Origin of the sequence: Bacillus cereus group sp. BfR-BA-01347, assembly GCF_022663835.1 — a bacterium.
Taxonomy (GTDB): domain Bacteria; phylum Bacillota; class Bacilli; order Bacillales; family Bacillaceae_G; genus Bacillus_A; species Bacillus_A thuringiensis_K.
The window spans coordinates 46,249-67,771 of the sequence record NZ_JAKUGG010000023.1 but is presented as its reverse complement, the minus strand read 5'-3'; the positions used below and the strand labels follow the sequence as shown (position 1 = coordinate 67,771).

Sequence of the window (21,523 nt, the reverse complement as noted above, 5' to 3'; positions counted from 1 at the left end):
ATGATAAACACGCTTATAAATGTATACCTTCCTCATTTTTTTGATTGGCTTATAGAAACGTCACTTATGGCTAGCATATTAGTTGGATTTATTTTATGTATAAAAGTTCTATTTAGAAATAAATTAACCCCCCGGTGGCAATATATGCTGTGGATCGTATTAATGATAAGACTCCTTTTACCGTGGTCGCCAGATAGCTCTTATAGCATTTACTCATTACTTTCCTATCGTTCTAGTGTATCGGAAGTTATTCCAAAAAATATGCCGGCTACTGAGAATATAGTGAACATAGAAAGCGACCGTAAAGTGGAATTGGAATCAAATCCTAAAATGGTGACAAAAACTAGCGAACCGGAAGTAGAAGTCAGTTTGGAAAAACAGACTACATTTTCTTTATACAAACTTGCTTTGTATGTTTGGCTAGCTGGGGTAATCATATTAGCAACCATCACGTTTCTTACAAATAGACGGTTATATTCGTACATAAAGAAACAACCCGATATTACAGATGAACAGGCCATTACAGTGTTTAATCGCTGTAAGCAGTCTATGAAAATGAAGAAGGCAGTTTCGTTACGTCTAGCGGGAAAGATTGCGAGCCCAACTGTGTTTAGTTTCTTTCGTCCGAAAGTATTACTATCAAAAAAACATATGAAAGTATTAAATGAGCAACAATTACAATATGTCTTTTACCATGAGTTAGCTCATATTAAGAGAAACGATGTAGCTGTAAATTGGATTATGTACAGTTTAATCCTATTAAATTGGTTCAATCCAATTCTTTGGTACGCCTATTTTTGTATGCGAGAAGATCAAGAATTAGCCTGTGATGCATATGCACTTACTTTTATAGATAAAGAGGAACAAATTGCATACGGTCATACAATTATTACCCTTTTAGAACACTATTCCTATCAAGTACCAAGCCTAGCAAATTTAAGTAGAAATAAACGAACACTAAAAAGGAGAATCGTTATGATTAAAAAATTCCAAAAGAAATCGTATCGTCTTTCTTTACTTGGAGTGATTGCTATAGTTGCTATTGCATCCCTTTTTTTATTCAATGCACGTGCAACGGAAGGGAAAGAAAAGCAAGAGGATAAAGTGGAGCAGTCAAAGGATGCTTTCCAAAATGCTGTAGATATGCTGTTTGGTACAGAAGAAAATGCGAAAAAAGAATATAGGTATTCAGCAAGAGTGTATGAAAATAAGACAGATTATTTATATTTAGCTGAAAAGGCTTTAACAAAAGATGAGTTTCAACAGTACATAAAATTGTATAAAGAAATTATTAATATACAGAAAAAAGGTGCTCCGAGAGATTCTGACTACGAGTCAATATTTTTTAGGGAAGAACGTTTAACAGAAGCTGATCGTGAAAAATTATATGCACTTTATGATCAATCAAAACCGTTTAATGACAAAGTGGAAGAATCTTTAAATTACACGGTAAAGGAAGCGCAGGAACATGTAGATTTTCAAATTAAGAAGCCAACTTACACAATTGAAGGCTACGATCTAAAGGAGGAAAAGGTAAGTTGTTTTATTAAGAGAAGACCTGAGTTAATTATTGAATTAGAGTATACAAACGGAAAAGGAAACTATACAACTTATCAATCACAAGTATTTGGAGAAAGTAAAGATCCGTTCCATGCTTTATTTGTTGTAGAAGAAAATATTGAACAGTACGAATTAGAAGGTAATCAAATATTCTATGCGACTCATAACTCAGATAGGAATTTACAAGGTATGAAGATGATTGTTCCTGCAAAAGGGAAAGATAGTGCATATCAAATTGTTATTATTAATCATAGTTTAGAGAACCCAGGAGAAGCAGTATTCGATAAAAATGTAAATAAAGAAGAATTAGAGAAAATTATGCTTTCTATGTTGAAATAGTAAAAAGGTGTTCTTAAGATGTATATCTCTAGAACATCTTTTCCTTTTCTCTTTTCTTCTGATAAACTATGGAAAGTATGATATACAATGACTGAAATTTTTTTATACTGGAAATAATAAAAAGAGAACTTGTATAGAATGTAAGCGTGTGGTAATATCAAAGATGTACCGATTGACTATATTATCCAATTGGTCATTTTTGGAGGTGATGATGTGGCAATAGATCGAAAACGTTCTATTATTGAGGCTGCAACAAAGTCTTTTTCAGCGTTCGGTTATAAAGCAACAACGATGGATCAAGTAGCGAAGTTAGCGAATGTAGGAAAAGGAACGATTTATACTTTTTTCAAAAATAAAGAAGAGCTATTTGGTGAAATTATTTCTAATTTAATTACAGAAATGAAGCAAGTTGCAGAAAATGCAATTCGTTCAGATGTTTCATTTTTTGAAAATGTACATAGAGCATTATATAGCATCTTGGAATTTAGAAAAGAACATCAGCTCATGATTAAATTAATTCAAGAAGAGCGCGATATGGGAACGAAAGAAGTACAAGAAGTTATGCAACAAGTTGATGTGGAAATCGTTTCTGTTATTCAATCGTATTTAAAGATTGCGATTGAAAAAGGTGAAATTAGCAAATGTGATCCGGAAATTACAGCATTTATTATGCTTCGTCTATATGTATCGCTTATTTTTGATTGGGAAAAAAATCACAAACCGCTAGAAAAAGAAAAAATTGCAGAATTATTTGAACTTTATTTATTAAAAGGATTGTCAAATTAAGATAATCCTTTTAATATTATAAAATATGACTAAATGAACAAAACGGTCATATATTTAATTTAAGGAGGGAAAATAATTTCATATTGAGTAAAAGTTGCATAGTATAAATTCGGGGATAAGGCATATGTATGAATAAATATAGCCTTTTTATTTGGGTGAAAATGACTAAATGAACATTTTAGTCATTTGAAAGAGGGGGAGTAAAGATGAAATGGAATCAGTTACTTCGGAAAGAGTTTACTGAAATTATAAAAAGTAAAAAAATATTAATTCCAATTATCGCGGTTTTATTCGTACCAATTTTATATGCAGGTATGTTTTTATGGGCTTTTTGGGATCCATATAAACAGTTAGATGATTTACCAGTTGCGGTAGTCAATTTAGATAAAGGTGCAGTATTTGATGGGAAACCAATTGAGGTCGGAAAAGGGCTCGTTGATAACTTAAAAGATAATACAAGTTTCAAATGGGAATTTGTAAGTGAAAAAGAAGCGAAAAAAGGAATGGAAGGTAGAAAGTATTACATGTTAGTGCGCATTCCAGATGACTTCTCAAGTAACGCTACAACATTATTAAAAGATGATCCAAAACCATTAAACTTAGAATACATTCCAAACGAAAGTTTAAACTTCCTATCTTCACAAATTGGCGGAACAGCCATTGAAAAAATTAAAGGTGAAGTATCAAGTACGTTAACGAAAACATATGCAGAGAAAATGTTTGATTCCATTCAAGACGTCTCAAAAGGATTAGCAGATGGAGCGGAAGGTGCAAATAAACTACACGACGGATCAAGTGAGCTGCATGATGGTTCAAGTAAAGTGACAGATGGCCTTCATACACTGCAAGGGAAGTCTGGGGAGATGAAGGATGGGGTTGGAAAACTATTTGATGGATCAGGGAAAGTGACAGCAGGTTTAAATACGTTAAATAGCAAAAACGGTGAAATGCAAATAGGTATCGGGAAATTAGTGGATGGATCAGGAAAAGTAACAGATGGTTTACATGCACTAAATAGTAATACAGGTATCGGAAAATTAGTAGATGGCTCCGGAAAAGTAACAGACGGTTTACATGCACTAAATAGCAATGCAGGTATTGGGAAATTAGTAGACGGATCGGGCAAAGTAACAGACGGTTTAAATACGTTAAATAGTAAAACGGGTGAGTTGCGTGATGGATCTGAGAAAGTGACCGGTGGCTTGAACAAATTAATAAGTAAATCCGGTGAATTAAAAACAGGAACAACGGACCTATCAAATGGTATGGGAAAACTTGTTGAAGGGCAAAGCCAATTAGAGGAAGGTTCTCAAGCGATCCAAAAGGGATTGCAAGAGTTAAATAGTAACGTACAAAAGTCTGCTGCAGGCTTAGAGGAAATGCAGTCGAAAGTTCCTTCTATATTGAATACAGTAAATGAAAAAATAGATGGAGCTGGGGAGAATGTAAATCAGTTAAATGAACTTACGCAATCAACAGCAGGAGATGCTAAAACTGCAGCGCAAGATGTAGCGAATTTACAAAAGCAAATTGAAAGTTTACCAAAAGAATATCAAGAGCAGTTACAGCCATTCGTAACAAGTGCTGTAAAAAGTACAGCGACAGTTCAGCAAAAAGCTGCCGGAGTAGCAGGTGGAACAAATAAATTAAATGAAGAAGTGAAACAATTAAAAGGTGAAATACATCAAACAACAAATGGGTTGCAAAAAAACTTACCAAATCCAGCAGGGATAAAAACTCTAGCAGGTGGTATTGAGAAACTAACGAGCGCACAAAATGAATTTGTTAGTAAGTTTCATGGATTTGGTGAGGGATTAGATAATGCAAAAATAGGTGCCGATAAATTAAAAGATGGATCAGTTCAATTAATTGATGGAGTAACGCAATTACAAAGTGGCTCTGGAAAAGTGACAGCAGGATTAGGTCAATTATCTGCAGGAGTAAATCAATTAGCAGATGGGTCTGGTCAAGTAACAGGCGGTTTAGGAACATTATCTGTAGGAGTATCCAAATTAGCAGATGGGTCTGGTCAAGTAACAGGCGGTTTAGGGACATTATCTGTAGGTGTAACGAAATTAGCAGATGGCTCAAGCCAAGTAACAGGTGGTTTAGGAACATTATCTGTAGGAGCAAACCAAATGGCAGGTGGAGTAAATCAATTAGCAGATGGCTCCGGTCAAGTAACAACAGGCTTAGGTGCATTATCAACTGGCTCAACCCAGCTAATCGACGGCGTAAATAAACTAGCAGACGGATCAGGAAAAGTAACTGATGGACTAGTGAAAGTAAATGATGGTTCAGGTGAACTTGCAGAGAAACTTGGCGAAGGAGCAGAAAAAACTGGTGAAGTAAAAGGGACGGATAAAACGTATGATATGTTTGCAAGTCCTGTAAAAGTGAAGACGGAGAAAATGGCGGAAGTACCAAACTACGGAACCGGATTTACGCCGTATTTCCTATCACTCGGTTTATTTGTTGGGGCATTACTATTATCAATTGTATATCCATTACGTGATACAGTCGGTGTTCCAAAATCAGGGTTTAGCTGGTTTATTAGTAAGTTCGGTGTTTTACTATCGGTGGGTATTATTCAAGCGATAGTAGCAGATGTTATATTACTGTTCGGATTAGGTGTAGAAGTACAAAGTATTCCGTATTTCATACTCTTTAGCATCGTTACAAGCTTAGCATTTATCGCATTAATTCAATGTTTAGTAACAGCATTCGGTGATGCAGGCCGTTTTATCGCCATCATCACATTAATTATGCAGCTTACAACAAGTGCCGGAACATTCCCACTAGAATTGATTCCGAAGTTTTTACAACCATTTAATGCTTGGTTACCGATGACATATTCTGTATCAGGACTGAAAGCAGTCGTATCAAGTGGAGACTTTAATTTCATGTGGCAAAACATAGGAATGCTCATGATCTTTATCGTTGTATTATCAATTGGAACGATCGCTTCCTTAACTTTGATGCACAAACGAAAATTTAAAAATGTTGCTGAAAATCAATCGGTTGAAGCGTAAAAAAAAGCACCTTTTTGGTGCTTTTTTATTTTAATAGAGGGCATCTTTTCGTTAGTTCATCTATAAATCTTTCTAAAACCTATAAAAACGAAAGAAAAGGAATTACAACAATTTACAGAGAAACATAGGGTAGAGGAATTGATATGATGAAAGGCAATCTTACTTATTATTTTATCCTAAATCCGCTAATAATCTTTCTTGTTTATGCCCTTTCACCTATATTGTTTGATAAAGAAGTATATACAAGTATGAAAGATGCATTTGGAATACTTACGTTCTACTATGTGTTAATGGGTGGATATTACTTTATTGATATTTTAAGTGAAAAGATAAAGAAAAAAAGTGATGGAGGATAAAAAATGACTGGAAGTGAAATGAAATTCCGTAATACGACCATTCGTAACTTTTTCGATAAAGAGGATCGCTTAAAATCGATTCCAGGTTAAAAGAAGAAAAAACTAGTATTGTTAGAGCATTTAATTAGCAAGTTAAATGCTGAAAATCAATATACAGAAAAAGAAATTAATACATTTATAAAACAATATCATGATGATTTTTGTACAATTAGACGTGAATTTATTGTACAGGGGTTTATGGATAGAGAGGATAATATGTACCGTATAAACGGGAGAGAAGTTTGGACGAAGTGGGAGGAGTTAAAATAATGAATCAGCGAGGGGATCCCCGCTGATTATAAGCCTGTGCTAGTCTTGCTGTTTCTTTGTAGTAAGTCTATGAACGCTTCAACATTCGAACTTGTAATGTATCCAAGCGTTATATATTCATCTTCATAGTAAAATATTATTTTTTTGTCAAAGATTCTTCTCTTCGTTTCTATGGATAGAATTTTTTCATAATCAAATTCGGCAATGAATGTGTTTTTATATTGGCTAAAAAAGAGAAGTCTTTGATTAGTAGCAAGTAACATGCCAGGATACGGGACTTTATGCGTAATCATATAGCCAGTAAGTGAACATTTTAAAGTAGATAAAACCTTTTCTTCTTTATGTAATAGTTGTTTTGCAGCTGTTAAGATTGGATTCATTGCATACATTCCTTTTATTTTGATGTATGAATATTGTATCAAGAGTAAAAAGATTCTCAATATGTAATATTGCATATTGGACGTTTTATAGTTTTAATATTATTTTTAAAAAGAAAAAGTACGAGGTGATTCAATGATACGGTTAGTAAAAGAGACTGATGCAGAAGCAATTATGGATATTAGAAAAGAAATCATATTATCGGAAACTACTACAAAATTTTTTATAGTATCTCCAAAGAAATTACAAAATGATACGAATGCAGAAAGAGAAAAGATACGGAAAATTAATGAGAAAGGCAATCTTTACATAGTTTATGAAGTAGATAAAAAAGTGGTTGGCTTTTTACTTTTCAATCGATATGAATTAGACCGCTTACGACATGCAGGTACAATGGGAATGGGAATTAAAGAGGCGTACTGTAATCAAGGCATTGGTACGAAGTTAATTGAATTTCTTATTCGTTGGGCTAAAGAGCAGAAAGGTTTAGAGAAAATTTGCTTAGGCGTAGTTTCTATTAATGATAGGGCGATTAAGGTGTATAAACGTATGGGATTTGTAGAGGAAGGCAGACAAAGAAAGCAAATAAAGTATGAAGATGGATCATATGGAGATGACGTATTGATGGGGTTTTATATTGAATAAAGGATATATGGTATTAAGAAAAGGAATGTACCTAACGTAAATTTCTAAAAGCAGTATATTGCCCCTGCATTAACAGACTTTTTCCTATGTATAATATTAATATAGTAAAATCATAACAACCGATATTGCAGTTTCCAATAATATACTATATAATCAATTTAAGAAAACGTTTTCATGCAAAGGGGGAGAATTTCGTGTCGACTATAGAGGACGTGGCGAAATTAGCGGGGTTATCAAGGACAACGGTTTCTAGGGTGATTAATAATCATCCATATGTTTCAGATGAGAAGAAAAAAAGGGTTCAATTAGCAATGAAGCATTTAGGCTTCGTTCCTAATTCTGCGGCGAGAAGGCTTCGTAAACAAAAAACGGAAACAATTGCGGTGCTAGTTCCAAGGATTACAAATCCTTTCTTCAGTAGATTTATTGAAGCAATCGAGATTGCTGCTTCTGAACATAAATATAAACTGATTATTTGTCAAACAAGATATTTACCGGAAAAAGAGATGGAGTATTTACAATTATTATCTACGAAACAAGTAGATGGGATTATTCTATGTTCACTAGAAAATCCGTGGGAAGATGTAGAGCCATACTTACAGCACGGTCCAATCGTGTTGTGTAATGAATATATTGAGGAAGCAAATATTCCAACAGTGAAGTTTGATCATGCGCAAGGGGCATACATAGCCGCGAAGCATGTGTTAGATCAAGGATATCGTAATCTTATTTTTTGCCGTGGTAACGAAACCAAAGTCGTTAGCCAGCAGCGAAAAATGGGCTTTTTACGTGCAATAACTGAGAAGAGCCGCCAAGTAGAAGCGATTGACTTTCTTGAAAACGCTTTCTCTTGGGGAGATGGAAAACGAATATTCCATGAAGTATTAAAGGACAAAAAAAATCCTACCGCGATTTTGGCAGGAGGCGATGAGGTAGCAGCTGGAATTATCTCAGAGGCGAAACGCCATAACTGGAGCATTCCAGATGATCTTGCTGTTATCGGTTTTGATAATCAAATATTATCGCAGATTACAGAACCAGGTATTACGACAATTGAACAGCCAATTGATGAAATGGCCCGAAAAGTTGTCGACCTAATGATGGATAAAATCCATACGAAAAATTATCGAAAAAAAGAATTGTATGAGTTTGAACTGGAGCTCTTGGTGAAAGGTTCAACGATGAAGGATAAGATGTTATTAGCCTAGTAGACTATGTCTGCTAGGTTTTTTTATGTTCACAAACTACTATTCTTCGTGAACGCAATCGTCACATTTGTTATGGTATGCTTCGTGCTGCTCATCAATTTCTTTCCCGCAGTGTGCGCAAGTTTTCGTCGGTAAATTTCTGAAAAACTCCATTGGTTGATCGATCATGTCAATCCCTCCATTTCCATTTCTTACTATCATTGTATTAGTACAAAAAATAAAAGTCAACAACTGTTTTATAACAAAATTGAAAATTAATGAAAAAGTTTAGGAAATGGATTATAGTTAACAATGTAGGATGTAAGTAAAACATGCATTTCTACTCGGTTTTAGAAAGGATGGATACATATGAAAATGACTGTTGTCGGCTTTTGGGGCGGCTTTCCAGAAGCGGGAGAAGCAACGTCGGGGTATTTGTTTGAACACGATGGTTTTCGTTTACTTGTAGACTGTGGTAGTGGTGTACTAGCACAGCTTCAAAAATATATAACACCATCTCATATAGATGCAGTTGTACTGTCACACTATCATCATGATCATGTTGCGGATATCGGGGTATTGCAATATGCGAGATTAATTATGAGCGGGGCGAAGGGGCAACTACCGGAATTACCAATATACGGCCATACCTTTGACGAGAATGGATTCCATTCTTTAACGCATGAACCACATACGAAAGGAATCGCGTACAATCCAGAAGAAACACTTCAAGTTGGACCGTTCTCGATTTCATTCTTAAAAACTGTTCATCCTGTTACATGCTTTGCGATGCGTATTACAGCTGGAGATGATGCTGTAGTATACAGCGCTGATTCAAGTTATATTCCTGAATTCATTCCATTCACGAAAGATGCTGATCTTTTCATTTGTGAGTGTAATATGTATGCACATCAAGAGGCTGCAAAAGCAGGGCATATGAATAGTACAGAAGTAGCAAGTATTGCGAAAGATGCAAATGTAAAAGAACTTTTATTAACGCACTTACCGCATACAGGCAACCCAGCTGATTTAGTAACAGAAGCAAAACAAATTTTCAGTGGCCATATTACGCTAGCGCATAGTGGCTACGTATGGAACTCATGAGGTGATACGATGTTATTTATTGATAATAAAGGAATTACAGACCCTAGAATAAACTTAGCAATTGAAGAATATTGTGTGAAGAATTTAGATATTAACGAAACATATTTACTGTTTTACATTAATGAGCCTTCGATAATCATTGGTAAAAACCAAAACACAGTAGAAGAAATTAATGCAGATTACGTAAAAGAAAAAGGTATTCATGTCGTTCGTCGTCTATCAGGTGGAGGCGCAGTATATCATGATTTAGGAAACTTAAACTTCAGTTTTATTACGAAAGATGATGGAGACAGTTTCAGCAACTTCAAAAAATTCACAGAGCCTGTAACGAAAGCGCTTAGTAAATTAGGTGTAAATGCAGAACTAAGTGGTCGTAACGACATTTTAGCTGAAGGTAGAAAAATTTCAGGTAACGCGCAGTTCTCAACGAAAGGTCGTATGTTCAGTCACGGTACGTTACTATTTGACTCTGAAATCGATCACGTCGTATCAGCATTAAAAGTAAAAATGGATAAGATTCAATCAAAAGGTATTAAATCAATCCGTAGCCGCGTTGCGAACATTACAGAGTTCCTAAACGAAGAAATGACGACAGAAGAGTTTAGACAACTTCTTCTAGAAACAATTTTCGAAGGAGAAACAGAAATCCCAACGTATGAATTAACAGAAGAGGATTGGAAAGAGATCCACAAACTTTCTGAAGAACGTTACCAAAATTGGGATTGGAACTACGGAAAATCACCGAAGTTCAACTTACAACATTCACACCGCTTCCCAGTTGGACAAGTTGACGTTCGTCTTGAAGTGAAAAAAGGAACAGTAACAGAATGCAAAATTTACGGCGACTTCTTCGGTTCACTAGATGTTCATGATATTGAAGAGCGTCTAACAGGCGTTCAATTCGATAAAGATGCATTCACTGTAGCTTTAGAAGGCGTAGATATCGCACGTTACTTCGGTAACATTACAACAGAAGATTTCTTACATTTATTCTTCTAAAAATAAGGGAGGTTGCCATAACGGGCAGCCTCTTTCTTTTTGTGTAGATTGTCAGATTTTGTCGGTAAGTCGATATAACTGGAAAATCGCTGATATAAATTGAGTTGCGCTGATATATTTGAAAAATCGCTGATATAAACCGAGTTGCGCTGATATATTTGAAAAATCGCCGATATAAATCGAGCTGCGCTGATATATTTGAAAAATCGCCGATATAAATCGAGCTGCACTGATATAACTGAAAAATTGCTCATATAATTTCATTTACCACAAAACATAAAATCACAGGACATTTGCCTCTTATAAAGGAATATATATATTCAAAAGGAGGAGAATCGAAATGAAAAGGGTAATGTACGTTGTATTATTACTCAGCTTCGTCGTCGGAATGACAGCGTGTAGCAGTGGATCGCCCTCAAGTCGTATAATTTTGTCTATCGGAAAACCAGCGGAGGATAATGTTATATATTTTACGCATACAGATAACAAACGAAAGATACATGATATACAAGACATGTTTCAAAATAAGAAGTGGAAAAGAAATGAAACATTCAGCACTGTTAATAAAACACCAGATGTCGTCTTATCAATAGATGAAGACAACAAAGGGTTACCGACGTTATATGTTACGGTGTATTTTCATGAAGATGGAGCGGACGCTCTTAACTTGCACGGCGAGCATACGACGTTAAATAAAGAAGAACTTGATAAACTTAGAGAAAAGATGAGTGCATATTATCCTAAAATGATTTTTGGTCTAGTGTTATAAATTACTTGTAAATAAAATCCCCTTATTTTTCCAAAGTAAACTAAGAGAAGGTGATCTGTCTATATGCAGTTAATAGAATATCACTTGCCACTTTAATTTTCTTTTAATATAATTAATTTAGAATTTTTAAATATTCTAAATTTTATAAAGGTGGGGTTTTTGTGAATCTCGTTCAATCTTTGGCTGAAACGGCAAAAAAGAAGGGGGAAAAACCGGCTTATATATTTATGGATCAGTCGGTCTCATATGACCAATTAAACAAAATGGTCACAAGGTTTTCTAGCAATTTAGCAGAAATGGGCATTGGAAAAGGGGACAATGTCGCATTAGTTGTTGGGAACTCACCACATTTTTTGGTCGGTTTATACGGAACAATGAAAGCCGGAGCAACTGTTATTCCAGTTAATCCAATTTATACAGCAGACGAAATGCATTATATTTTACAAAATGGAGATGTAAAAACAATCATCGTACTCGACGTCCTTCTACCTGTTATACAATCTCTTACAACAAGACTTCCTTCATTAGAAAACATCATCATATGTGAAACCTCATCAGATTTTAACCATACAGAAACCGAAAAAATGAAAACGTTTACTAGTTTTGTGGGGACTGGAGATACAACTTACGAAGGTCCTGAACTAGATGAAGAAGATGTAGCGGTTATTCTATACACTTCGGGCACAACTGGAAAACCGAAAGGCGCTATGTTAACACATAAAAATTTATATAGTAATGCGAACGATGTGGCGTCGTATTTACAATATACGGCTGATGACCGCGTTGTTGCGGCACTGCCTATGTTCCATGTATTCTGTTTAACAGTTGCGGTAAATGCACCGATTGTGAACGGGGCAACGATTTTAATGTTACCGAAATTTAGTCCGAAAGAAGTATTCCGTATTTGTCGCACGTACGAACCAACGATCTTTGCTGGCGTACCGACGATGTACAATTATTTATATTTATTTGAAGAAGCAAGTGCAGAAGATGTGAAGACGCTTCGCCTTTGTATTTCCGGTGGTGCATCGATGCCTGTTGCTCTTCTGCAAAACTTTGAAAAACGTTTTAACGTTATTGTTTCAGAAGGATACGGTTTATCAGAGGCATCACCAGTTACTTGTTTCAACCCGCTAGATCGTCCTCGTAAACCAGGATCAATTGGCACAAATATTTGGCATGTAGAAAATAAAATTGTAAATGAACTTGGGGAAGAAGTACCTGTCGGCGCAGTCGGCGAATTAATCGTTCGCGGACCTAACGTTATGAAAGGATACTATAATGCACCAGAAGATACAGCTGCGACATTGAAAGACGGCTGGCTATATACAGGTGACTTAGCGAAAATGGATGAAGAAGGTTACTTCTATATCGTTGATCGTAAAAAAGATATCGTCTTAGTTGGCGGTTATAACGTATACCCTCGTGAAGTAGAAGAAGTATTATATACGCACGAATCAGTAGCGGAAGTTGTCGTAATCGGTGTTCCTGATGAAAACTTAGGAGAAGCTGTGCGAGCGTACGTCGTTTTGAAGCAAGCAAACGTAACAGAAGAAGAGCTAATGCATTACTGCACGTTACATTTAGCGAAATATAAAGTGCCGAAAAGCATTGAGTTTTTAATAGAATTACCGAAGAATACGACGGGTAAGTTGTTAAGAAGAGCATTGAGAGAGAAAGCGATGCAAGTGTAATGAAGAAAAGGTCTCCTAAAAGATATTTTAGGAGACCTTTTCTTTGTTTATCGTAATAACTTTTTCTCATATGAAATGTAGTAGGAAGTTTGTATATATAATAGCGGAGCGTGTTCAACTATTTGATATGAGTAGTAATGAAGATATTCTTCCTACTTTCTTACATAAAATTTTTAATTTTGGATATTTGTATCATATGTTTCTGCAACAAACACAAAGTCTACATGCTCTTTATCAATAAAAATACTTGTTTTAGATGGAAGACCTGTTATGGTAGAAACAATATCAACCTCAACAAGGTCAAATCCTACACGATAAGCATCTTCAATTTCAATTCCACCAGTTAGAAAATGTAATCCATCCCCAAATGACTTAAATACAAATGTATTTTCTTTCAAACTTTTATTATCCATTTCAATCCATTCTTCGTTAATATAAATCTTAAATGTCGTGCACTTTGGAACACACTCGATGTGATGTATCCCTTTATAACTATTAAGTGAAAACATATAGGTATGAGTTTCTTTAAAGTTAATATCTATCCCATATTTAAAAGCAAAAGTTTTATATACCATCTCATAAAACAATGGCATTACAATATCATCCCATGCGTCATAGGCAAAAGCATGAATTGGTATTAGATGAGGATATAAACTTACAATCGCTTTTTGAAAATTAAGTAAGATGGTTGTATCTGTAATTTCTTTTAAAGAATCATCTATTTCATGATCATAATCTTTCGAAATTCTGTTATCAATCATATGAAAAACTCCTTACATAGTCTTCTATATACTACGTTTTTCCGCATCATCAGTTTGTGCCTTCTTCAACTAAATTGCAAGTTTAACCGATGATTCCAAAAAAGCCCTTGTCTTATTTTATCAATTGTTAAATGTATTTATCTTTAAACTTCAATACGAAGATTAAACATGAAGGCGCGGGCGGAAAAGTAACAGAGACAAACTTTGTATATGACCCGATCAACCAATTATTAAATGAAGCACTACCAAACGGAACAAGTAAATCTTACACATATGATGGATTTGGAAACCGTACAAGTGTTAAAGTTGTAGAGAATGGAAAAGAAACAAAGTCTATAGCGGCAACCTTTAATGACGGAAATCAGCTTGTAAAATTCGGAAACGAATCGTTAACGTATGATGCGAACGGAAATCGTACATCAGATGGAAAGTATAAGTATACATGGAATGAAGAAGACCAAATTGTAGCTATCACAAAACAAGGTGAAAGTAATGCTTTCACAACGTATAAGTATGATGAGGATAATCGTCGTATTGAAAAGAGTGTAAATGGTCAAGTAACACGCTACTTCTATGATGGAGACAGTATTAACCCGTTATACGAGACGGATGGTAGTGGAACTGTACTTCGTCAATATGTATACTCAACAAGTGGTACACGCTTAGCTATAAAATCAAAAGGGCAAACGTTATACTACTACTACAATCCTCGTGGTGATGTTATTGCGATGACAGATCAAAGCAGAGAAGTTGTAGCAACGTATGAAGATGCGTGGGTAATGTTTTGAAAAGTGATACGAAAGGTATTTTAATAAATATTATATCGCTATATTAATAATATATAATACGATTCCTTTATTACAAAGAACAGAGAATTAGGCACATAAAAAAATCTTTTCCATAACATGAAAAGAACGAAAGAATTTTGTTATTTAAATAAAAACCGAGCCACCCTTTAAATGGCGGTTCGGTTTTCTTTATCTATTTTTTCTCTACCAATTTCTTATTCTTCCAATCTAGTGTGAACAATTTATTAAATGTTTTTTGATCAACGTCTTTTACGTTGTTTCCAACCCAGTTTGCAGTTCCGAATGTGTAGCCTGGACGAAGTTGGTAGTCGTCGGCGTGTTTTGTATAAGCGACCTGTAAGTTAGATTGATCTGTATTTTTTTCAGAGATAACAACAGCGATCATACCAGGAGAGAAACCGCTATTTGTTAATGCTGGAAGTTGCTCCATCGGTATTAAATTACCTTTTGCATCAGATTCATATAGGTATGTGCGAGAGTACATGAACAGTTGGTTTCCATATAAAGAATGATAAGAATCACGTGTGTAAATACCCCAGTTTTGATTGTTATATCCGTTAAAGAATACGTTCCACTTTACGTTTTTGTTCGTTTGGTCAATTAAATTTGTTTTATAACTAGTTTGTTTATAGCTTACAGAGTCAGACCAAGTGACTTGACCAGTTGCACCAGCTTCACCGCTAGGGCCATTAGGCGTTACAGAAGCTTTAACAGAGCCACCAAGTTGATAAGATACGCTAGATGTTACAGTCGTTTCTTCTACAGCATTTGTAGGTGCTACGTTAAAGAAGCGAGCGCTGTTATCTTGAAGGTTAAATGCAACATCATATTGTGAAGGATAACGTAATGTTGCACTAGCGCCAGGGATTGGGTAGTTATCAATAGGTGCATCACTTATAGTAGGATTTGCTTTTAGAAAACTACCAGTTGTATTAATAACGGCAATCTGTTTATCAGCGCTTGGATCATCGATAAAAGTTACCTTTAAAGACATTGTCATATTATCAGCTTGATCATTATTAAATGTATTATAGCTCGTATGTGTTTTTGCATTTTGCCCGATATCTGTTACAACTTGTGACGTCGTTTGAGCGTAAGCAGCAGGTGTTGAAAGAGTTAAAGCGCTACTAGCAAAAACAGCGGATAATGCTAAACATTTTAAGTATGTTTTAGAACGTTTCATACAATCACTTCCTTTTATCTTTGTCGATATATGTCGTATTACATTTATATCGTAACATGAAAATAAAACGTAATGGATGGTTATGCATAATTGCATAGATGAGTTTTGAAGGATAAAGATAATAGAATTTCATCCAACACTTAAGACTCAAAAATGTCCATTACAGCCGTTCTTAAAAATTTTAAGACAATATATTTATCAATGTTCTTATTCTGAAGATTGAAGCGCTTAATATTTACGTTATAAGTGCATAACAAGTTATAATAGAAGAAATCAATAAGGAGGCTGGCTGTGAAGAATCTTCGTTATCTCAATATATTTACCATATTAATTATATACACACTACTTATGTTTTACATCGGCTGGAACGGATGGGTTTGGCTTCATGCGGTATTTGGCTGGGAATCTTGGGGATATTATGCTTTTATAGTTGCATTTATTTCATATGCGTACATTCTCGTGCAAGTGTTTAAGTTTTTGCCATTTCTGCGAACGATAGGTTCGATTTGGTTTGCGGTTATACAATATGCGCTTATGCTGTTGCCATTAGCTAATATTATGGTCTTTCTTTTACAGTTTTCAGTAGAGAAAGAAGCGGCAATTATTTGGACAGGGGCGGCTGTGATAGCTGCATTTATCTTTATCTTTGCGTATGGAGTATTTAATGCGTATAGCCCGGTAGTAAGAAAGTACGAGGTGCACATACCGAAAAAGGTAGAGGGGCGTAAAAGTTTACGCATTGCGATGGCTTCTGATATGCATTTCGGTAAACTGTCTGGCGTTTCGCATTTAAAAAGACTTGTTCGTCATGTAAATGAGATGGAGCCCGATATTATTTTGCTACCAGGTGATATTATCGATGATCATCCAGGTGTGTTCATTCAAAAGAATATGGGACCAATCATGAAACAAATGAAAGCACCATTAGGCGTATATGGTGTTTTAGGGAACCATGAATACTACGGTAGAGCGGTTCCAGAGTTTTTACAAGAGATGGATAAGATTGATATTCGTATTCTTTTAGATGAAGTAATTACAATTGAAGATGACTTTTATCTCGTTGGAAGAAGAGATAAAACAGAGCGAGATCGTCAAAGCTTTGAACAATTAATGAGTACGGTAGATAAATCGATGCCTGTTATCGCAATGGATCACCAGCCATTTGAGTTGAAACAAGCAGCAGCGGCAGGTGTAGATTTATTATTATCCGGTCATACACACCGCGGACAAATGGCGCCCAATCATATTGTAACGAGAAGAATGTACGAGCTAGACTGGGGATACTCACAAAAAGGCGCGTTCCACGCAATTGTTTCTTCTGGATTTGGATTTTGGGGACCACCGCTTAGACTTGGAAGTAGGTCGGAGATTGTGCAGGTAGAAGTTACATTTGAATAGGGGTTATGAAATAGAGAGCTAATGGCTCTCTATTTTTTTAAATAAAAACAAATAACAATAAATATTTATGTTGGTGCTAATTTCATAAAAGAGATAAGATTATAAGACTCGATTAAAATAAAGGGGGATTGTAAGTGATCATATCAGATGTACTATACGGAGAATTTGAAGTGGATCAAGTAGTAGAAGAATTAATTTCAAGTAAGTCTATGCAAAGACTAAAGGGAATTCATCAAGCAGGCGCAAGTTACTTAATGAACGAGAAATGGAATGTAACGCGCTTTGATCATTCAGTTGGTGTTATGTTATTAGTGAAAAAACTAGGTGGTTCAGTAGAAGAACAGATTGCTGGTTTACTACATGACGTATCACATACTGCTTTTTCCCATGTGATTGATTACGTTTTTGATAATGAAGATGAAAGTTATCATGAAGAGATATTTAGTTCTGTTGTGAAAAACTCAGAAATTCCAGCGATTCTTGCGAAGTATGGTTATAACTATGAAGATATTTTGTTAGATGATTCGAAGTGGACGTTACTCGAAAGGTCAGCACCAGAATTATGCGCAGACAGAGTGGATTATACATTACGAGATATGTATACATATGGGTATGTTTCTTTAGAAGAAGTTCACAGTTTTTTAGAAGATGTCATCGCTGTAGATGGGAAAATGGTTGTTCAAAGTGTCGAAATGGCAGAATGGTTTACAGAAACGTATTACAAGGAAGTAATCGATTTCTTTATGGAACCAATGAATATTTACGGAAATGATATGTTAGCGAAAACGTTAAAGGTAGCTCTTCATAAAAGGATTATTCATGCAGATGATTTTCTTCTTGAAGATGAGGAGCTTATTTCGAAATTGCAGCAATGTAATGACCCCGAAGTAGAAGCTTTATTAAGCAAAGTTCATCGAAATGTAAAGGTAAAAGAAGATAGAAACGATTATGATTTACATCAGAAAAATAAAGTGCGTCTTATTGATCCGCCGTTACTTCGTGAAGGGAAAATCGTTCAGTCGTCTGTTGTGTCAGAAAACATAAGACAGATGAGTGATATTGCTTATGAAAAAGCGGTGAGAGGGATGTATGTGAAAGTGATTTCGAATTAAAAAAGAAGTAGCGCATCGTTTTTAGAGCGCTACTTCTTTTTTATTAATGATCAAACCAATTCCAAATCTCAATATCTCCAAGAGTCGCATAACGTACGTGCGGGGAGTTTTGTAATTTTAATAACTCTTTCGATGGGCCAGTAATAACAATTCCGTATACTTTTACACCGTTATCCTTTACATATTGATAACGTTTATCTAAGTTTAGTTCTTTCTCAGAAAGCGCTGCTATTTTGCTTACCGTTTTTTTATGGATAGAAAGGACGCGCATCATTTCGGTTACTTTGTCTTCTTGCGTTTTCTGTCCGTCAGTTTCATTATCGAGGAATCTTACATGTTCTGGAAACCCTATAGCTTCTCCGCCATGTAGGATATAGTCATCTACATTTTTTCTTTCTTGTCCTGTATCTAAAGCGTACCATACAGGAGTTGGAGGGAGTTCTTGTGCCTCGAATATGCTATATAAAAGCGGTTCTAATTCTTTTAAAGTGTAAGCTTTATCAAAAGAAATTGCTACTTCTGCAACGGTTCCATCATGTACTTTTGCAAGTGTATCCCATACTTTTTTTGATGAATCCTTTAAATAATCACCCTGCTCTGTTTTTGGATGAACAAAGAAGAGTTTTGGTTGATAGAACGGATTCATCCAAGTTTGCTTCGTGATATCTACAGATGATAAGAAGCTTTTTGTTTCTATTGTACCGAGGGGCATTTCTTTTTTACCGATGGTTCTTACTAAATCAAATTGGCTATTCGTACGGAAAAAAGCTTCTACACTTGTTCCGCCTCCCATAACGCGGCTATTTGGGATAGTTGCTTCAAGTGCAAGCGAAGGAACCTCTCTAATTTCTTTTAGCCTTTTATCATTATTAGCTTGAAAATAAAAGGCTGATAATACCCCGCCGATTATATAGATAACGATGCAAATTGATAATATAAAACCAAACGTTTGTAAACGATGTTTCCACTTAATTCTCCAAAAAGGAATTTTAAGATCTTTTGGAGGTAACTTTTTCTTAATTGGTTCTGTTTTTGTTAACAGCTCATCTAAGTAAGCTTCACACTCTTCACATGACTCAATATGACTTTCTAACAGTTCTTGTTCATCATGCGTGAGCGTTCCATTTTCATACTTCTTCCATAGTTTTTTAAATTCTGCACAGCCCATCTGTATCACTCCTTTATGCTTTTTATTTCTTTTCGTCCCCTGTGTAATTCAATTTTCACTTTCGCTAATGAGAGACCAGTCATTTCTGCTATTTCCTTATAGGAGAATCCATAGTAATCTCGTAGTAGCAGGGCATTTCGTCTTTCGAGCGGAAGAGCGTATAAACTTTCTAACCAACTAGCAATCTCAAATTTTACGAAATATGCATGTTCTGTACTTGGAACGTTTGGTAAATGGAATTCTGCAACTTCTGTTGTTTTATATTTCTTTTCTTTTCGATACCAATCGATAAAGGCATTGTAGGCAATTGTAAATAACCACGGCCTAATTTCTTCGCCTTTATAATAATCAATATGGACGAGCATTCGGTAAAATGTTTCTTGCATGAGATCTTCCGCATAGTGGGAATCTCCGGTTAGGGAGAGAAGATAGCGAAATAAATCTTGCATATGCTCGGAGTAAATGTCTTCTAATGATTGTTTGCGTTTCACTACATTTCCCTCCCTTCATACATAACAACGAAATACATATAAAAAAGTTACAATTTTTTATGGAATTATAGTAAAAAACGTCAAGAATTGGATAGGATTCTCTTTTATCATAATACATATAAGGCGGGTGAACAGAGATGGAAAGCTATGAAACACAAATTCAAAGGTCAATTGATTATATTGAGGAAGATGTAATGGAAAAACAGACGCTGCGTAATTTAGCACGTATTGCAGGTTTTTCTGAGTCGCATTTTCATCGTGTATTTCAGGCATTAGTAGGTGATACAGTAATGGAGTATGTTCGAAAGAGGAGGTTAGCCCGGGCAGCTTATCAACTTTCTCATACGGATGAAAAAGTTATTGATATCGCATTTGAGCATGGCTTTCAATCTCACGAAACGTTCACGAGAGCCTTTAAGAAATTATTTCAAATGACACCGAGTGAATATCGAAAACAAGAAATTGAAACACCGATGTATTACAGCGTGAATGTAAAGCAAAGAAAATTAAATCCGTATTTAGGAGGCATACAAATGGAATATCGTATTGTAAATAAACCAGAATTTTTAATGGCAGGTTATGAACTGAAGACGACAAGTAAAGAAGGGAAAAACCATCAAGACATCCCAGCATTTTGGCAAGAATATTTACAAAAAGATCTTGGAACAACGATTCCGAATCGTAAAGATACGAGCCAATGGGTAGAGCTTGGATTATGTACTGATTTTAATTTAGAAACAGGGGACTTCACTTATATTATTGGAATGGAAGTTACAGACTTTGAAAATGTACCAAATGAAATTGCAAAGCGTACTTTCCCTGCAGCAACATATGCAGTATTTACAACGCCGAAAGTTCCTCATAAAGAAATGGTATCGTCTATTCACCAAACTTGGAATGCAGTATTCTCAGAATGGTTCCCGCATTCAGGATATGAACATTGCGGAGTTACAGAGTTTGAACTGTACGATGAGCGTTGCCACGAAGATAAGAGTGAGTTTGCACAAGTAGAGCTTTGGATACCGGTGAAGAAAAAATAATAGGGTAAGAGCGAATCATTGAGAGATGGTTCGCTTTTTTTATAAGTGGATTGTTAAATTTGTATTGTTTTATCTGTAATACATATGAAAATGGTAAAATAAAATAGCAATTAAATATTGCGGGTGGAAGGTTATGCCCTTTCTTCATTTGGTGAAGAAAGGAGGTGTAATCGTATGGAATTTCTTTTGCAAATTTTGTTGGAAATCACAAAAACTATAGCTAGAGAAGGTATAGTTTTGGGATTTAAGAAATTAACGGCAAAAAAGCGCAAAAAGAAGACCACCCGTCTGCCTGCGAAGCGTGGGAAGTCTTCTAAGCGCAAATAAGCTTTAGTTGCAACCTTCCACCTTACGGTAATTAGTTGCAGTGACGGGGTGTTGGAAGCACCTCGTCTACTTCATT

Annotated in this window: 20 protein-coding genes and 3 pseudogenes; 16 read left to right on the top strand and 7 right to left on the bottom strand. The window is 35.4% G+C overall.

What is annotated here, in order from left to right:
• The 5 genes and pseudogenes from MR143_RS25965 to MR143_RS25945 all read left to right on the top strand — a co-directional run bounded on the left by MR143_RS25965 (position 1) and on the right by MR143_RS25945 (position 6,382).
• Positions 1–1,899, top strand: coding sequence for a M56 family metallopeptidase (locus tag MR143_RS25965; RefSeq protein WP_199717723.1), 1,899 nt, complete (start codon positions 1–3; stop codon positions 1,897–1,899).
• 213 nt (positions 1,900–2,112) lie between these two features.
• Positions 2,113–2,685, top strand: coding sequence for a TetR/AcrR family transcriptional regulator (locus MR143_RS25960; protein ID WP_061883872.1), 573 nt, complete (start codon positions 2,113–2,115; stop codon positions 2,683–2,685).
• 206 nt (positions 2,686–2,891) lie between these two features.
• Positions 2,892–5,717: a YhgE/Pip family protein gene (locus tag MR143_RS25955; RefSeq protein ID WP_199717722.1), complete on the top strand. Its 2,826-nt coding sequence runs from the start codon at positions 2,892–2,894 to the stop codon at positions 5,715–5,717.
• A 143-nt stretch (positions 5,718–5,860) separates the two neighbouring features.
• Entirely contained in the window at positions 5,861–6,073 is a 213-nt protein-coding gene (locus MR143_RS25950) for a hypothetical protein (protein WP_002163884.1), read from the top strand.
• 3 nt (positions 6,074–6,076) lie between these two features.
• Positions 6,077–6,382 (top strand): annotated as a pseudogene (locus MR143_RS25945) (DUF2087 domain-containing protein).
• A 26-nt stretch (positions 6,383–6,408) separates the two neighbouring features.
• Here MR143_RS25945 and MR143_RS25940 read toward each other — a convergent pair.
• Positions 6,409–6,762 carry a PH domain-containing protein gene (locus MR143_RS25940; protein ID WP_001068226.1) on the bottom strand — a complete coding sequence of 118 codons (354 nt, stop codon included), beginning with the start codon at positions 6,760–6,762 and terminating at the stop codon, positions 6,409–6,411.
• Positions 6,763–6,895: 133 nt separating this feature from the next.
• Between MR143_RS25940 and MR143_RS25935 the strand changes: the two genes are divergently transcribed.
• Positions 6,896–7,405: a GNAT family N-acetyltransferase gene (locus MR143_RS25935; protein ID WP_000620464.1), complete on the top strand. Its 510-nt coding sequence runs from the start codon at positions 6,896–6,898 to the stop codon at positions 7,403–7,405.
• Between the two features lie 194 nt (positions 7,406–7,599).
• Positions 7,600–8,613, top strand: coding sequence for a LacI family DNA-binding transcriptional regulator (locus MR143_RS25930; protein ID WP_000103716.1), 1,014 nt, complete (start codon positions 7,600–7,602; stop codon positions 8,611–8,613).
• 39 nt (positions 8,614–8,652) lie between these two features.
• On the opposite strand, the gene yhfH is transcribed toward MR143_RS25930, so the two are convergent.
• A complete protein-coding gene (yhfH, locus tag MR143_RS25925) occupies positions 8,653–8,781 on the bottom strand; it encodes a protein YhfH (RefSeq protein ID WP_000567010.1) in 129 nt (42 codons plus the stop codon).
• 180 nt (positions 8,782–8,961) lie between these two features.
• Here yhfH and MR143_RS25920 point away from each other — a divergent pair, with 180 nt between their 5' ends.
• The 4 genes from MR143_RS25920 (at position 8,962) to MR143_RS25905 (ending at position 13,158) form a co-directional block, all read left to right on the top strand.
• Entirely contained in the window at positions 8,962–9,696 is a 735-nt protein-coding gene (locus tag MR143_RS25920) for an MBL fold metallo-hydrolase (protein WP_000784679.1), read from the top strand.
• A 9-nt stretch (positions 9,697–9,705) separates the two neighbouring features.
• Complete coding sequence (locus MR143_RS25915) at positions 9,706–10,695, top strand: lipoate--protein ligase (RefSeq protein ID WP_000897281.1); 990 nt, start codon at positions 9,706–9,708, stop codon at positions 10,693–10,695.
• Between the two features lie 340 nt (positions 10,696–11,035).
• Entirely contained in the window at positions 11,036–11,464 is a 429-nt protein-coding gene (locus MR143_RS25910) for a hypothetical protein (RefSeq protein WP_199717721.1), read from the top strand.
• A 161-nt stretch (positions 11,465–11,625) separates the two neighbouring features.
• Entirely contained in the window at positions 11,626–13,158 is a 1,533-nt protein-coding gene (locus MR143_RS25905; RefSeq protein ID WP_001055200.1) for a fatty acid--CoA ligase family protein, read from the top strand.
• Between the two features lie 173 nt (positions 13,159–13,331).
• On the opposite strand, the gene MR143_RS25900 is transcribed toward MR143_RS25905, so the two are convergent.
• Complete coding sequence (locus MR143_RS25900; RefSeq protein ID WP_199717720.1) at positions 13,332–13,919, bottom strand: hypothetical protein; 588 nt, start codon at positions 13,917–13,919, stop codon at positions 13,332–13,334.
• A 155-nt stretch (positions 13,920–14,074) separates the two neighbouring features.
• Here MR143_RS25900 and MR143_RS25895 point away from each other — a divergent pair.
• Positions 14,075–14,727, top strand: a pseudogene (locus MR143_RS25895) (wall-associated protein); the annotation flags it as partial.
• A 173-nt stretch (positions 14,728–14,900) separates the two neighbouring features.
• Here MR143_RS25895 and cytK2 read toward each other — a convergent pair.
• A complete protein-coding gene (gene cytK2, locus MR143_RS25890) occupies positions 14,901–15,911 on the bottom strand; it encodes a beta-channel forming cytolysin CytK2 (RefSeq protein WP_199717719.1) in 1,011 nt (336 codons plus the stop codon).
• A 143-nt stretch (positions 15,912–16,054) separates the two neighbouring features.
• A pseudogene (locus MR143_RS33280) lies at positions 16,055–16,168 on the bottom strand (TetR family transcriptional regulator); the annotation flags it as partial.
• 34 nt (positions 16,169–16,202) lie between these two features.
• Between MR143_RS33280 and MR143_RS25885 the strand changes: the two are divergent.
• Together MR143_RS25885 and MR143_RS25880 are read left to right on the top strand one after the other, a co-directional pair.
• On the top strand, positions 16,203–17,309 hold the full coding sequence (locus MR143_RS25885) for a metallophosphoesterase (protein ID WP_098619246.1): 1,107 nt from the start codon (positions 16,203–16,205) through the stop codon (positions 17,307–17,309).
• A 134-nt stretch (positions 17,310–17,443) separates the two neighbouring features.
• Positions 17,444–18,421: an HD domain-containing protein gene (locus MR143_RS25880; protein ID WP_046945930.1), complete on the top strand. Its 978-nt coding sequence runs from the start codon at positions 17,444–17,446 to the stop codon at positions 18,419–18,421.
• A gap of 43 nt (positions 18,422–18,464) precedes the next feature.
• Here the strand turns inward: MR143_RS25880 and MR143_RS25875 are convergent, their stop codons facing one another.
• The gene (locus MR143_RS25875) at positions 18,465–19,589 is read right to left on the bottom strand and encodes an anti-sigma factor (protein WP_046945929.1); all 1,125 of its coding nucleotides are present in this window, start codon (positions 19,587–19,589) and stop codon (positions 18,465–18,467) included.
• A 5-nt stretch (positions 19,590–19,594) separates the two neighbouring features.
• A complete protein-coding gene (locus tag MR143_RS25870; RefSeq protein WP_196478085.1) occupies positions 19,595–20,080 on the bottom strand; it encodes an RNA polymerase sigma factor in 486 nt (161 codons plus the stop codon).
• Between the two features lie 137 nt (positions 20,081–20,217).
• Here MR143_RS25870 and MR143_RS25865 point away from each other — a divergent pair, with 137 nt between their 5' ends.
• Positions 20,218–21,120, top strand: a complete 903-nt coding sequence (locus MR143_RS25865; RefSeq protein WP_000446844.1) for an AraC family transcriptional regulator — start codon at positions 20,218–20,220, stop codon at positions 21,118–21,120.
• Positions 21,121–21,294: 174 nt separating this feature from the next.
• Positions 21,295–21,447 (top strand): hypothetical protein, encoded by a 153-nt coding sequence (locus tag MR143_RS25860; RefSeq protein ID WP_000394945.1) that lies wholly within the window; start codon positions 21,295–21,297, stop codon positions 21,445–21,447.
• Positions 21,448–21,523: the final 76 nt, after the last annotated feature.